Below are 13,220 nucleotides of genomic sequence, written 5' to 3'. Positions count from 1 at the left end.
ACCCACCTTGCCACTACTGAATCGACATAGACAAAATGAGCACTTATGCAAATATTTGTCTATATTTTTAGTTATAGATAGAAAATATAACTGTGAAAACAATAAATTATATTATTCATTTTCACCCAAAATAATAAACATGACTGTGTGCATACGCATAACAACGACACAACATAATCCAAGACAAATTTCGTCGCTCAAGCCTGTGCTGCGATACAACCAACATCAGTAAAACAACATCAAAAGGATGTGATGACATGACTAAGGAAAGTTTTATCGACACGGTCAAAGCCGTGTCGCCTAACCCTGCCGATGCAGTGACCTACAACAAGTGGAAAATTCTGCTGTTGCTATTTTTAGCTAATATGCTGAACTTTTTTGACCGTACCATTCCTGCCACTATTATTGAGCCGTTACGCTTTGAATTTAATTTAAGCGACTTACAACTGGGCTTTGTAGCTGCATCATTCACTTTGGTATATGCAATTGCAGGTTTGCCTTTTGGACGCTTGGCCGACAAAGGTTCACGTAAAAAAATTATTGGCTGGGGTGTTCTTCTTTAAAATGAAAGAACCACCACGTGGTGCAAGCGAAGGTGAAAACTACACGGCAAAGACTGTTCAAAACCCGATTCGCACGCTTTTAAAAATTAAAACCCTACGTTGGATTATTCTGTCAGGCTTAAGCGTGAACTTTGCCGTGTATGCAGGTAACTCCTTCTTTGTACCACTGTTTCAACGCTATTTTGGCTTGAGTTTGACACAATCTGCTGTTATCACAGGCTGTATTGTTGGGATTACAGGTTTAATTGGTCTAACGCTAGGCGGTGTCATTGCAGATAAGATTCATCAACGCTTTGCCCGTGGCCGTTTGGTTTTTGGTGCGATTTGCTTGTTTATTTCTGCAATATTTATTGGTATCGCACTGTATTTGGGTAACGATTCTCTAACAGCTGTGGTTATTCTGCTCAGTTTGGGCTGGTTGGCTTCTTATAACTACTACACTACGGTTTACCCTGCCATTCAGGATGTAGTCGAGCCCAATTTACGTGCGACTGCAATGGCTGTGTATTTTGCCTGCATGTATATTTTAGGCGGTGCGTTTGGCCCAATCGTGGTTGGGGCATTGTCAGATCATTTTTCACAAGCAGCAATGCTAGCTTCAGGCAGTGCGGTAATGACAGAACACTTTAAAGCTGTTGGTCTACACAATGCGTTGTTTGTAATTCCTGTGGCATTATTCTTTACAGCAGTGTTTGTTTACCTAAGCTCACGCAGCTTTGTTCAAGATACACGACGCTTGCAATAACCATTTAAGTGCATATAACAACAAAACGCCAATCTAAATGATTGGCGTTTTTGATTTAAGAGTACTTTAAAACTATATACCCAATTTAACTTACTTTTTTCAAAGCCGTTTGTTTGGCAATTTCCTGTTGTTTCAGTAAATTACGCTGAATTTTCCCACTCGATGTTTTAGGCAAACCATTTACAAATTCTATTTCTTTAGGATAGGCATGTTTCGATAAACGTGAACGAACATATTGCTGTAACTTTTCCTGCAAGGCACTACTGGCTTGATATTGATTTTTTAGCACCACAAATGCTTTTACGATTTCTGTACGTTCTAGGTCTGGCTTACCAATCACTGCAGATTCAAGTACTTCTTCACATTCAAGTAAAGTACTTTCTACATCAAAAGGCCCTACCCGATAACCCGATGTTGTAATGACATCGTCTGCACGACCTATAAAATCAATGCCGCCAAATTCATTTAAACGCACAGTATCACCCGTGAGATAATACTGTCCGACAAATGATTTACGATCATGTCCTTCGTAGCCTTTAAACCACATTAACGGCGATTGCGATTCATCTAAGGCCAAAGTACCAATTTCACCGCATGCTACTTCCTGATGCTCAGCATTCAAGACTGCAAAACGATGCCCTGGAATAGCGTATCCTGCAGAACCAATTTTTTTATGATGTTCCAATGCGTGATGATTCGCGATTACCATGCCCAGTTCAGTTTGCCCATATTGGTCATAAATATTGACGTTTAATTCATGATTAAACCAATGAATCACTTCGGGTGTGAGTGGTTCACCTGCGCTGCTGACCACACGCAAATGATTTTTTATTTCTGCATCAAATTTTTCTTTAAAACCAAAGAACATTCTAAATGCCGTTGGTGAACCTGTTAAGTTGCTTACCCGATATTTACGGATAATCTCTAATGCATGATCGACACTAAATGGGCGCTCATCCATAATAATACTGTGCCCCAAACTTAGTGGCCCAGTAATGCCATAGTACAAACCATAGGCCCAACCTGGATCTGCCAAATTCCAGAATGAATCCTCTACACGTAAATCTACCGCAAACTGCATATACCCCTTAAAGGCCAAAATTGCTTTTAAAGGCACAGGCACCGACTTGGCTAAACCAGTCGTGCCCGAAGTAAACATCATTAAAAAGTCATCATCAAAACTACGATATACTGTTTCAAAATGGCTATTTTGTGCATTTAAGACTTGCCAAAAATCAGCATCAGTATTATTGGCTGTGGCATTCGCATCAACGGTTAAAATACCTACATCATTCAGTAAATCTAATTTAGGACGCTGTTCGCTGTTGGTTACAATTAACTGTGTTTTGGCTGTCAGAATCCGATGCTCAATGGCCTTAGACTCAAATGCGGTAAACAAGGGTTGATACACCGCACCAATGCGCCAAGTGGCTAAAATTGTAATGAGTAGCTCTGCAGTACGCGGCAGTAAACCCGCAATACAATCGCCTGCTTTTAGACCAATTTTGACAAAATAGTTGGCCAGTTTACCTGATGCTTCTGCGAGCTGATCAAATGTCCATGTTACAGATTCACCATGTTTGCCTTCCCAGATTAAAGCAGTGCGCTGAGCACCTATATAGCGCCCGCAACATTCTTCATAAGCATTTATAGCCGTAGGTGTACCCACCAATTCTGTTTGAATGAGCCGTTCTAGGTCAAAAGCCTGATATGCATCTTGCAAAGTTTTCATTATGTGAAGCTCCGTCTTGTACTGATTCATCTGCAATTCTTTTGCAGCAATGTATTTTGTTGTTTTAACCGTTTTAAAAAATTTAAATCTAGAGTGAATTAGGTCTGTATTAAAATTTATGGCATGTCGTGGCTACTGCATGCCAAATTCTTAAATACTAATCAACGGATTCCGTTGATTATCTTGCTTTAGCTAAACATGATTCAGGTGATAGCTCAATTTCCACTCACCTCAACCTGCATGCTAGATTTGAACATTCAATAAAATGAGATACAGCGAATATTTGTCAGTGCATTAGCGCTTGGTCACTTCACGTGCAATGACTAAACGCTGAATGTCTGATGCCCCTTCGTAAATTTGACTGACACGTACATCACGATAAATACGTTCAACTGGAAAATCAGAGACATAGCCATAGCCACCATGAATTTGAATCGCATCTGAACAGACACGCTCAGCCATGGTCGAAGCAAAGAGTTTAGCCATAGAGGCTTCTTTCAAGCATGGTAAACCTGCATCTTTCAGGCTTGCAGCATGTAAAATAAGTTGTCGTGCAGCTTCGATTTGAGTCGCCATATCGGCTAGACGAAATGCCACCGCTTGATGTTGCACAATTTCAACACCAAAGGCTTTACGTTCATTGGCATAATCCACTGCAGCCTCTAAAGCTGCACGCGCCATGCCAACCGATTGTGCTGCAATACCAATGCGGCCTGACTCCAAATTTGACAATGCAATCTTGTAACCTTCACCTTCTTGCCCTAGCAAGTTTTCGGCAGGAATACGGCAGTTATCCAAAACAATTGTGGCAGTATCTGAACAATGCTGCCCCATTTTGTCTTCTAAACGCGCCACAATATATCCAGGGGTATTCGTCGGCACTAAAAAGCAGGAAATACCTTTTTTACCTGCAGTTTTGTCTGTAACAGCGAAAACCAAAGCGACATCGGCATATTTACCTGTGGTAATAAATTGTTTGGTACCATTTAAAACCCAACTATCACCATCCTTTTCTGCTTTACATTCAATGGCGCTGGCATCTGAACCGACTTGCGGCTCGGTTAAACAAAAACAGCCCAACCATTCACCTGTAGCCAATTTGCTTAGATATTTCTGTTTTTGTGCTTCCGTGCCGTAGCGTTGAGTGATCCCACAAGGTAATGAGTTCTGTACACTAACAATCGTTGAAATCGCACCATCGCCTGCGGCAATTTCTTCCAAGGCTAAAACCAACGACACATAATCCAAACCTGCGCCGCCCCATTCTTCTGAAACAGTCATACCCAATGCACCCAACGCACCGAGTTCCTTTAATTCCTGTGCTGGAAATTCGGCAGTTTTATCACGTGCGGCTGCAGTAGGTTTCAGCTTTTCCTGGGCATAACTCCGCAGCATATCCTGAATCATTTTTTGTTCATGGCTTAAAATCATATTGGCTCTCTGTCTCTATTTATGTTGTTCAGTCAGGGAATGTACGCAACATCCTTGTTCTATATTGCGATGATTTTTCGGTTGCTTTGCTTGTGCTTACTTAGGCTATTTTATGATGCAGCTTATTTCGGCTGCATACGAATCGCACCATCTAAACGAATTACTTCGCCATTCAAATAGCCATTTTCAAAAATGTGACCGACTAACTGTGCAAACTCTTCCGGTTTTGCCAAACGTGGTGGAAATGGCACCATTTGCCCCAAAGCATCTTGCACATGCTGCGGAAAAGCTTTGAGCATTGGTGTTTCCATAATGCCTGGGGCAATAGTCATCACCCGAATGGCTTCACGTGCGAATTCACGTGCTAAAGGTAGCGTCATTCCTACAATTGCGCCCTTAGAAGCAGAATAAGCACTTTGGCCAATTTGCCCATCAAATGCAGCAACTGATGCTGTATTCACAATTACACCGCGCTCTTCTTCGTTTGCTTGCAAGTCATATTTCGCCATCAACTGTGCAGCGAAACGAATCATATTAAAACTGCCCGTGACATTGATATTCAAAACTTTCTGGAACATCGCCAAATCATGCAAACCATCACGCCCTAAAACTTTGGCAGAAGGTGCAATTCCCGCACAATTCACCAAGCCATTTAACTGACCATATTTTTGCTCAATATGGCTAAAAAGCTGCTGTACTTGGTTTTCATCGGTTACATCTACAGCCAAAAACTCAGACTGGCTACCCAATTGCTGTTGTAGCTGCTGCCCAAGCTCCTGATTCATATCGACCATAATCACGCGAGCACCCTGCGAGACCAAGTATTGTGCCGTAGCTGCACCCAGACCAGATGCACCACCCGTGACCACACAGACTTTTCCTTGAATTTTCATATTATTTTCCTTATAAATTTCTACAGTTCTACAACTTAAGATGCAGATTAATCACACTCTGGCTAGAGTACAATTTCCAAACCCTGCATCCTCCATGATGTCTTTGGACAGCCAACTTGTAAATGGATACCTTGACTGCCACATGAAAGCCGCTCCACTCACCTACAGTAAAGATACAATTTCAATTGCTTTGGTACACGAAGCTTTGGCTGCTGCACAACAACATACTGTAGACACCGCCGCCATATTAGAAACTGCGGGTATTCCACAGGAATTGCTGGACTCCAACAAAGCACGTGTTTCCATTCTACAATTTGGTCAATTATGGATTGCACTTGCAGATGCAATGAATGATGAGTTTTTTGGTATGGACAGCCATGCTTTACGTCGTGGCAGCTATCAGCTTTTATCTAAATGGGTGTATCAAGCCGATCACTTACAACTCGCTTTGCAAGATATGCTCGTTTTTTTAAATTTAGTACTGGACGATTTTGTCGGTGAGTTACGTATTGAAAATGATTACGCCATCTTGATCATTCATGATAAAGATCAAGTGAAACCGATGTTTAGTTATGCCACCTATTTAATGCTCATTCACAGCCTGATGTGTTGGCTGACTGGGCAACGTATTGCTATTTTAAACATGCAACTTAAATGCAATGCCCCTGTGGATGATACTGACTACCGCATCCGTTTTTGTGATCAAATTGAATACACCTGTACAGACAATAAAATTTATTTTGAAGCACAACATCTCGCACTAAAAATTAAGCAAGATGAAAAAAGCTGGAAACGTTTTTTAAAGCAAACGCCTTATAACCTTTTAGTACGTTATAAAAACCCGCATGCACTAAGTCATCAAATCCGTAAACAATTGGTCAAACTTCCTCCAAGCCAATGGCTTGAGTTAAGTGAACTTACACAACATTTCAATATGTCTGAAGCAACTTTTCAGCGGCGTTTAAAACAAGAAGGCACCAGTTATCAACAATTAAAAAATGAAGTCCGTCGTGATACTGCAATCGAACTACTCAGCAAAACTCAGCAATCCTTACAAGAAATTAGCGACCAGCTAAATTTTCACGATCCAAGTGCGTTTCATCGTGCTTTTAAAAAGTGGACAGGTTTAAACCCAGGTGCATATCGGCAATATACTGAAAACACATAAGCAAGCACTTTATTAAGTGACTTATCAAGTAATTATATTGCATTAAGCCTATTATTTAATTTTCAACTAAAGATACAAGCACTTATATTACAACACCCAATTGAACTGATCGTTCATCGGCACGGCATTGCCAAAGCCCAGTATTTAGTTTACTTTTCAATCAATTTAAAGCATAAATTTTATGCAATTTGGCTGTAATACTCCCCCTGTAATATTTAAATGTACCAACATCTCTGGAGGTCCCCCATGCTTAAGATGGTCGATGTACTTGAACAAAATGTAGTTCAAAATTTCACTCACTCTCTCAACCAAGCTTCTGACCAATTAGATGAATTACTGAATCAAAGTATTCTGAATACCTCAGAAGAGCAATTACGCACAGCAATTTCTGCATTCTTTAAACGTGAAGATGCAATGCAAGCTGCTGCTGCGTTAGATATTTGCCAAGAAGATTTACACGCTTTACAGGCAGGTTTAGCACTGAAAGAAGAACACTTAAGCGATACTGCAAAAATTGTCGCACTGTGTTTGGCTTTAGAAACTGATAGTTTGACCCAAGTCGAAGTGTCGGATTGCTTACAAGACTATCCTATGTAAATGTGGCAAAGACTTAAGCTTAAAGTGTTAACTAAAATTTAAGTTTACACATTGCATCAGTAAATCCGAAAGTGATATCTGAAATCAGGCATCACTTTTTTTGTTTTCGTCGTTGACTGACTGCCTAACTACACTGCACTTTTACAATCTATAAAGCAGCAGTGCATGAGTAGATATTCTCATAGCTTTGATTCACAGGAAAAACCATCACTGCAATACCTAAAGCGACTTGCCAAGCGCTATTTGTCTATGGAACACTAGCAACAGCTTACAGGATTGCTTTAAGATGATTATTCGCAATAAAAACAATAGTTTTACTCTACTTTTTGCATGGTACGGTACAATTTTACCCACCGTCTTACCTGCGCTTGCAATTGTGGTATTTCTTTCTACGGTCTTGGTTTATTTATCCTCGCAGCACTTTTTTCAAGCACCGAGCGTTCCCGCAATTGGCTTTACCATTTTCGGAATTATCTTGTCTATTTTCTTAAGTTTTAGAAATACAGCCTGTTATGAACGCTGGTGGGAAGGACGCAAACTATGGGGAACTTTAATTGCCACATCACGGCATATTTCTCGTGACTCGCATGTTCTGTCTGAACATCATCGACAAGTCTTGATGTATCGGGTAATGCTCTTTAGCAATTTATTACGTGACCGTTTACGTAGTCAAAACCAACCGATTGAATTTTATGAAAACAAAGTGCAGTTGACCACAAACGATTATCAGGCGTTATTTCAACATATCAATGCTTCACAATATATTTTAGAAAGTATTCAAAAAGATTTAGTGATTGCCCTAAAAACTAGAGAAATATCAGACATTATTTACCAAGGGCTGAATCAGCACATTGTAGAATTGGGCAATGTACAGGCGGGTTGTGATCGTATTTTAAGTACGCCTTTGCCTTTTTCTTATTCGGTCTTGCTACACCGTACTGTGTACTGCTTCTGCTTTATTTTACCGTTTAGCCTAAAAGCCAGTTTAGGTATTTGGACACCAATTTTAGTCGGATTAATTGCTTATCTGTTTTTAGGTCTGGATGCTCTAAGTGAGCAACTTGAAGAACCTTTTGGGCTACAAGACAATGATTTGCCATTGAATTCTATGGTGCGTTTGATTGAGCGTGAAATGCTGAGTTCACTTGGCGAAGAACTGCCACCTGCGATTCAGCCACATCTTGGTAAGTTAAGTTAAATTAAGCGTATAGACCCAAAGCATTACATCAAACGCGCCAAAGTCACCCGATCATTGCCTGCATAATCTTTGACTGTGCGTATTTCAGAAAAACCGTGCTCTGCAAAAATTTCCTGCACTGCTAAAGCTTGGTCATAGCCATGCTCAAGGGCCATCCAGCCTTGCTGTTTTAACCAATATTTGCCTTGCGAGATAATCTGCACAATATCTGCCAAGCCCTGATCTGCCGCAACCAAAGCACGTTCTGGTTCTGCTGCTAATGCAGGCATGTGCTCATCATGGGCATCTATATACGGTGGATTAGATACAATTAGATCCAACCTTGGTTCAGCTTCTAAGCCCAGTGCGTCAAACCATGCACCACATGCAAATTGCACCTCATTCAAACCATGCTTTATAGCATTTTCTTTCGCAACTGCAAGCGTTGGCGGGTAAATATCTGTTGCGGTGATTTGCCAATTTGGACGCTCAGAAGCTAAAGCCAACGCAATAGCGCCTGTGCCCGTACCTAAATCCACTACCATAGCATTACTTTGTAATGACAAAGAGAGTACGGTTTCAACCAAAACCTCGGTATCAGGACGTGGCACCAAAGTATCAGGCGTAACTTTTAAATCTAAAGTCCAAAATGGCTGAGAACCCGTGATATAAGCCAAAGGTTCGCCTGCAGCAATACGCGCTAAGGCCTGCGTATAGGCCTGCTCTTCTGCTGATGTTAATTCCTGACTTGCACGATACTTTAATTCAAGTGCACTCAGCCCTAAAAAATGCTCAAGCAACCAGATATTTTCCTGACGCTCGTAGCTATCGGCTTCACCACGTAGTGCCAAGGCTTGTGCAATATTCATTAGCCACCGTTTTGCTGGGCAAGCATAGCCAACTGATCTGCCTGATATTCACGATGCAGACTGTCTAGCAACTCGGTTAAATCACCTTCCATAACCGCATCTAACTTATATAAAGTCAGGTTAATGCGGTGGTCTGTCATACGCCCTTGCGGATAGTTATAGGTACGGATACGTTCAGAACGATCTCCCGAACCGACCAAGTCACGACGCATTTCTGAGGTTGCCGCATCTGCCGCAGCACGTTTGGCATTTTCCAAACGAGATGCCAACAATGCCATGGCCTTGGCCTTATTCTTATGTTGCGAACGCTCTTCCTGACATTCCACCACCGTTCCTGTTGGAATGTGGGTAATACGTACCGCAGAATCAGTTTTGTTAACGTGCTGACCACCCGCGCCTGAAGCACGGTATGTATCAATACGCAAATCTGCAGGGTTAATGTCTACCGTGGTATCAACATCTACCTCTGGCAGAATTGCCACGGTACATGCAGACGTATGCACACGCCCTTGTGATTCTGTTGCAGGCACACGTTGTACACGGTGTGCACCACTTTCAAACTTCAAACGACCATAAACACCATCGCCATTGACCAAGCAAATGACTTCTTTATAGCCACCGTGTTCGCCTTCATTTTCAGAAAGAATTTCAATCCGCCAGCCTTGGCTTTCTGCATATTTGCTATACATGCGGAATAAATCACCTGAGAAAATTGCAGCTTCATCACCACCCGTTCCTGCACGAATCTCTAAATAAGCAGAGTTAGCATCGTTCGGGTCTTTCGGAATCATTAAAATATTTAAATCTGACTCAAGTTGCTGAATCAGTGCTTTATTCTCTTTAATTTCTTCTTGCGCCATTTCCTTAAAGTCAGGATCAGTCAACATGGCTTCAGCAGTTTCTATATCGGCTTCTGCTTGTTTGTATTGTGTCCATACGGCGGTAATTTCATCTAAATCACTGTGCTCGCGTGACAGTTGACGAAAACGCTTATTATCGGAAATCACTTCAACATCGGCCAATAATGCCGTGAGCTCTTCGTGTCGGTCTGAGAGCTGGTCTAATCGTAAACGTAACGATTCTTTCATTGTTTAAAAAATCTCAATACAAAGGCTGTCGCATACATCACGCAGCACAGCGAAATAAAAAATTGCGCATAGTTTACCGATTCTAAGCACTAAATGACATCATTATTACAGCACAGTGGCACGGTATTAAAGCTCACCTAAGTTATCGAGCACATTGTAAACAAGACGACCCAGAATCATCATTGCAGTAAAACTGTTGAATCTTCATACAAGGATTGCGCATTTTTTTAGCAATTTTAATCAAACTTATACAAAGGCCACACCAAAGCACACCAATCTCGTGCGCACTCTCCACATTTTGACAGAGACTCTTTGATAGATTTAGCCCATCAAAATTGATCATAAAATAAGTCCTGAAAATGGACATGGAGTGCAATCATGAAACTTAATGCAATGTTATTTAGTGCAGCTTTAGCCGCAGGTTCAATGCTTAGTGCTAATGTTTACGCAGACAATACCACACGTGTAGCTGCTGCAAGTGCTTTAGGCAGCGTGGCAGGTACAGCTATTGGTAAAAATATGGGCGGCACAACAGGTGCAACTATTGGTGCTGCACTCGGTGGTGCAGGTGGTGCTGCGGTTGCGAGCAATAAACGTCATCGTACCGAATCTGCTATTGGTGGTGCTTTAGGTGGTGGCGCTGGTTATACCGTAGGTAAAAATATGGGTGGAACCAATGGTGGATATATTGGTTCGGCACTCGGTGCTGCCGGTGGTGCAGCTTTGGGGAATAAAATCTCAAAAGATAAAGAATACGACCGCTACCAAGAACGTAAATGGAAGAAAAAACGTAACCGACGTTAATTTATACGTCTGAATCAGTCTTAATGATTCACCTAAAAGCATCGACATTAGCTCGGTGCTTTTTTGATCCTGTTTAGAAATATCATAAATACCAAAAAGCGATGAAATATGTAGAAATAATGTGGGGTAATTACAGTGTATTTATCAAACTTTACAACATGTTCTATCTGGCCTTCACGATTCTTTCTACAAGCTTTTATACATTAATTACATATATAAATACCCAAGCGCATAAGTTATTGATACGGAGCATCCTCATGAAACTGAATTATTTTTTATTAAGTGGTGTCATCGCGAGTTCTGCCTTAATCATGGGAACTGCACATGCAAATGACACACGTGTTGCTGCAAGTTCTGCGCTTGGTGGTGCAGTCGGTGCAGCCATTGGTCAGCACATGGGTGGACAAACAGGTGCAATGATTGGCTCTGCAATTGGTGGCGCAGGTGGTGCGGCGGCTTCTGCCAGTAAACGTGACCGTAACGGTGCCATGATTGGTGCAGCGCTAGGTGGTGCGGGTGGTTATAGTGTCGGTCGCAACATGGCAGGCAATACGGGTGGCTATGTTGGCGCTGGACTCGGTTCTGCAGGTGGTGCTGTACTGGGTAAAAAAGTGAGCGAAGACCGTCGAGATGATCGCTATGACAACAAACGCTATGATGACCGTTACGACCGACGCTATGACAGCCGTGGCTATCGTTATAATGATGTGCGTTACAATAACCGTTACAGTAAAGACAATGGCTTGCATTTAGGTCATTACAAAAATGGAAAACGTCGTTAATTGTTAATTCATCTCCGCCACGCTCTCTACAATCTCTTTAATATTGCAAAAGCACCTTCGGGTGCTTTTTCTTATACAGACAATAATCTCACTATATTAAATCACTGCTTAAACACACATCCGCTAAATCTAGCGCACTGAACACCCTTATATCGAAAATTATCGATATACAATCCACTCAATGCATCGTATGATAAAACTCTCTTTATCAAGCTGGAATAAATGATGCGTTCCCTGCAAGACACAAAATTTGCCATTCTTGAACTTGCACCTGTCCGTGATGATCAATCAGTTCAATTTTCACTGCATCACGCACTCGAATTGGCACAACATGCAGAACAACTTGGTTATGACCGTTTATGGTTGGCTGAACATCATAATATGGATGGCATTGCCAGCTCTGCAACCGCAGTACTTTTAGGCTATTTATTAGCAAATACCAGACACCTGAAACTGGGTTCAGGCGGTATTATGTTACCTAACCATGCGCCTTTAGTTGTGGCAGAACAGTTCGGTACTTTAGCAACTTTATATCCAAATCGTATTGAATTAGGTTTGGGACGTGCACCAGGTACAGATCAAGTTACTATGCGTGCCCTGCGTCGTGGCCGTCAGGAAACTGAAGACCAGTTCCCACAAGATGTGCTCGAAATTCTTCATTATTTTAAAGATGCTGAACCACAACAACGTATTGTGGCCACCCCTGGTCAAGGCACGCACGTTCCTGTCTGGTTACTTGGTTCAAGCTTATTTAGCGCACAACTGGCTGCAAAATTAGGATTGCCCTATTCATTTGCCTCACACTTTGCCCCACGCATGCTTGGTCAAGCAATTCAGTTATACCGTGACAACTTTGAACCCTCAGAATATTTAGACCGCCCGTATGTGTCTATGGGTGTACCAACTGTAGTTGCAGACAGCGATGCAGAAGCACAATATCTCGCCACAAGTTCCTATCAACGGGTATTGGGCTTAATTCGTGGGCAGAGTTTGAAACTCAAAGCTCCTATAAACAGCATGGATGGTTTGTGGTCACCTGCTGAAAAAATGTCAGTCGATAGTTTTTATGGCATGGCGCAAATTGGCTCTGTAGCAACAGTAAAAGCTGGACTGGAAAACTTATTGGCAAAGTATGATGTAGATGAGTTCATTTTCACTTGTGACATTTATGATACGCAAAAACGCCTACGCAACTTCGATTTGCTCATGCAAATAAAAAATGGAATTTAAGTAACTGAACGCTTAACAACACTCAAAAGGTCTTGCAGTGACTTTGTGTAAACACGGTTATTGCGAGTAATGCCAGTCAGTTAAGAAATTGACTGGCATTTTCTTGGATATTTTTGTGCTTTAATTTTCACTACTCGCGGA

At 41.6% G+C, this 13,220-nt stretch carries 13 protein-coding genes; 8 read left to right on the top strand and 5 right to left on the bottom strand.

Annotation, left to right across the window (positions count from 1 at the left end; all coding sequences use genetic code 11):
• The first annotated feature begins 257 nt into the window (after positions 1-257).
• Together HHA43_RS13255 and HHA43_RS12630 are read left to right on the top strand one after the other, a co-directional pair.
• Positions 258-563 carry an MFS transporter gene (locus HHA43_RS13255; RefSeq protein WP_228284189.1) on the top strand — a complete coding sequence of 102 codons (306 nt, stop codon included), beginning with the start codon at positions 258-260 and terminating at the stop codon, positions 561-563.
• 1 nt (position 564) lies between these two features.
• Entirely contained in the window at positions 565-1,308 is a 744-nt protein-coding gene (locus tag HHA43_RS12630; RefSeq protein WP_228284188.1) for an MFS transporter, read from the top strand.
• An 85-nt stretch (positions 1,309-1,393) separates the two neighbouring features.
• On the opposite strand, the gene HHA43_RS12625 is transcribed toward HHA43_RS12630, so the two are convergent.
• From HHA43_RS12625 to HHA43_RS12615, 3 genes are all read right to left on the bottom strand, one after another.
• A complete protein-coding gene (locus tag HHA43_RS12625; RefSeq protein WP_168461899.1) occupies positions 1,394-3,040 on the bottom strand; it encodes an AMP-binding protein in 1,647 nt (548 codons plus the stop codon).
• Between the two features lie 294 nt (positions 3,041-3,334).
• Positions 3,335-4,471, bottom strand: a complete 1,137-nt coding sequence (locus tag HHA43_RS12620) for an acyl-CoA dehydrogenase family protein (RefSeq protein WP_168417456.1) — start codon at positions 4,469-4,471, stop codon at positions 3,335-3,337.
• Between the two features lie 122 nt (positions 4,472-4,593).
• The gene (locus tag HHA43_RS12615; RefSeq protein WP_168417457.1) at positions 4,594-5,364 is read right to left on the bottom strand and encodes a 3-hydroxyacyl-CoA dehydrogenase; all 771 of its coding nucleotides are present in this window, start codon (positions 5,362-5,364) and stop codon (positions 4,594-4,596) included.
• A gap of 142 nt (positions 5,365-5,506) precedes the next feature.
• On the opposite strand from HHA43_RS12615, the gene HHA43_RS12610 reads away from it, so the two are divergent.
• The 3 genes from HHA43_RS12610 to HHA43_RS12600 all read left to right on the top strand — a co-directional run bounded on the left by HHA43_RS12610 (position 5,507) and on the right by HHA43_RS12600 (position 8,327).
• Complete coding sequence (locus tag HHA43_RS12610; RefSeq protein WP_194558998.1) at positions 5,507-6,532, top strand: AraC family transcriptional regulator; 1,026 nt, start codon at positions 5,507-5,509, stop codon at positions 6,530-6,532.
• A 246-nt stretch (positions 6,533-6,778) separates the two neighbouring features.
• On the top strand, positions 6,779-7,129 hold the full coding sequence (locus HHA43_RS12605) for a hypothetical protein (protein ID WP_168417459.1): 351 nt from the start codon (positions 6,779-6,781) through the stop codon (positions 7,127-7,129).
• A gap of 286 nt (positions 7,130-7,415) precedes the next feature.
• Complete coding sequence (locus HHA43_RS12600) at positions 7,416-8,327, top strand: bestrophin family protein (protein WP_168461903.1); 912 nt, start codon at positions 7,416-7,418, stop codon at positions 8,325-8,327.
• A gap of 23 nt (positions 8,328-8,350) precedes the next feature.
• Here the strand turns inward: HHA43_RS12600 and prmC are convergent, their stop codons facing one another.
• On the bottom strand, positions 8,351-9,175 hold the full coding sequence (gene prmC, locus HHA43_RS12595; RefSeq protein ID WP_168461905.1) for a peptide chain release factor N(5)-glutamine methyltransferase: 825 nt from the start codon (positions 9,173-9,175) through the stop codon (positions 8,351-8,353).
• Entirely contained in the window at positions 9,175-10,263 is a 1,089-nt protein-coding gene (prfA, locus tag HHA43_RS12590) for a peptide chain release factor 1 (RefSeq protein ID WP_168461907.1), read from the bottom strand. The genes prmC and prfA overlap by 1 nt, the downstream gene beginning before the upstream one ends.
• Before the next feature lie 378 nt (positions 10,264-10,641).
• Here prfA and HHA43_RS12585 point away from each other — a divergent pair, with 378 nt between their 5' ends.
• From HHA43_RS12585 to HHA43_RS12575, 3 genes are all read left to right on the top strand, one after another.
• Entirely contained in the window at positions 10,642-11,067 is a 426-nt protein-coding gene (locus HHA43_RS12585; protein ID WP_168417463.1) for a glycine zipper domain-containing protein, read from the top strand.
• A 257-nt stretch (positions 11,068-11,324) separates the two neighbouring features.
• A complete protein-coding gene (locus HHA43_RS12580; RefSeq protein WP_168461909.1) occupies positions 11,325-11,849 on the top strand; it encodes a hypothetical protein in 525 nt (174 codons plus the stop codon).
• 225 nt (positions 11,850-12,074) lie between these two features.
• Positions 12,075-13,079, top strand: coding sequence for an LLM class flavin-dependent oxidoreductase (locus HHA43_RS12575; protein ID WP_168461911.1), 1,005 nt, complete (start codon positions 12,075-12,077; stop codon positions 13,077-13,079).
• Positions 13,080-13,220: the final 141 nt, after the last annotated feature.

It is taken from the genome of Acinetobacter sp. A2 (genome assembly GCF_012371325.1).
Classification (GTDB): Bacteria; Pseudomonadota; Gammaproteobacteria; order Pseudomonadales; family Moraxellaceae; genus Acinetobacter.
Note: the sequence above shows the minus strand (reverse complement) of the source record. Positions and strands in the feature narration are given on the sequence as shown.

What these genes read in the sequence shown, in the direction of transcription:
- HHA43_RS12600 (WP_168461903.1), top strand. Translation starts at nt 7,416, where the DNA reads ATGATTATTCGCAATAAAAACAATAGTTTTACTCTACTTTTTGCATGG.
- prfA (WP_168461907.1), bottom strand. Translation starts at nt 10,263, where the DNA reads ATGAAAGAATCGTTACGTTTACGATTAGACCAGCTCTCAGACCGACAC.
- HHA43_RS12610 (WP_194558998.1), top strand. Translation starts at nt 5,507, where the DNA reads ATGAAAGCCGCTCCACTCACCTACAGTAAAGATACAATTTCAATTGCT.
- HHA43_RS12630 (WP_228284188.1), top strand. Translation starts at nt 565, where the DNA reads ATGAAAGAACCACCACGTGGTGCAAGCGAAGGTGAAAACTACACGGCA.
- HHA43_RS12580 (WP_168461909.1), top strand. Translation starts at nt 11,325, where the DNA reads ATGAAACTGAATTATTTTTTATTAAGTGGTGTCATCGCGAGTTCTGCC.
- HHA43_RS12575 (WP_168461911.1), top strand. Translation starts at nt 12,075, where the DNA reads ATGCGTTCCCTGCAAGACACAAAATTTGCCATTCTTGAACTTGCACCT.
- HHA43_RS13255 (WP_228284189.1), top strand. Translation starts at nt 258, where the DNA reads ATGACTAAGGAAAGTTTTATCGACACGGTCAAAGCCGTGTCGCCTAAC.
- HHA43_RS12585 (WP_168417463.1), top strand. Translation starts at nt 10,642, where the DNA reads ATGAAACTTAATGCAATGTTATTTAGTGCAGCTTTAGCCGCAGGTTCA.
- prmC (WP_168461905.1), bottom strand. Translation starts at nt 9,175, where the DNA reads ATGAATATTGCACAAGCCTTGGCACTACGTGGTGAAGCCGATAGCTAC.
- HHA43_RS12615 (WP_168417457.1), bottom strand. Translation starts at nt 5,364, where the DNA reads ATGAAAATTCAAGGAAAAGTCTGTGTGGTCACGGGTGGTGCATCTGGT.
- HHA43_RS12625 (WP_168461899.1), bottom strand. Translation starts at nt 3,040, where the DNA reads ATGAAAACTTTGCAAGATGCATATCAGGCTTTTGACCTAGAACGGCTC.
- HHA43_RS12620 (WP_168417456.1), bottom strand. Translation starts at nt 4,471, where the DNA reads ATGATTTTAAGCCATGAACAAAAAATGATTCAGGATATGCTGCGGAGT.
- HHA43_RS12605 (WP_168417459.1), top strand. Translation starts at nt 6,779, where the DNA reads ATGCTTAAGATGGTCGATGTACTTGAACAAAATGTAGTTCAAAATTTC.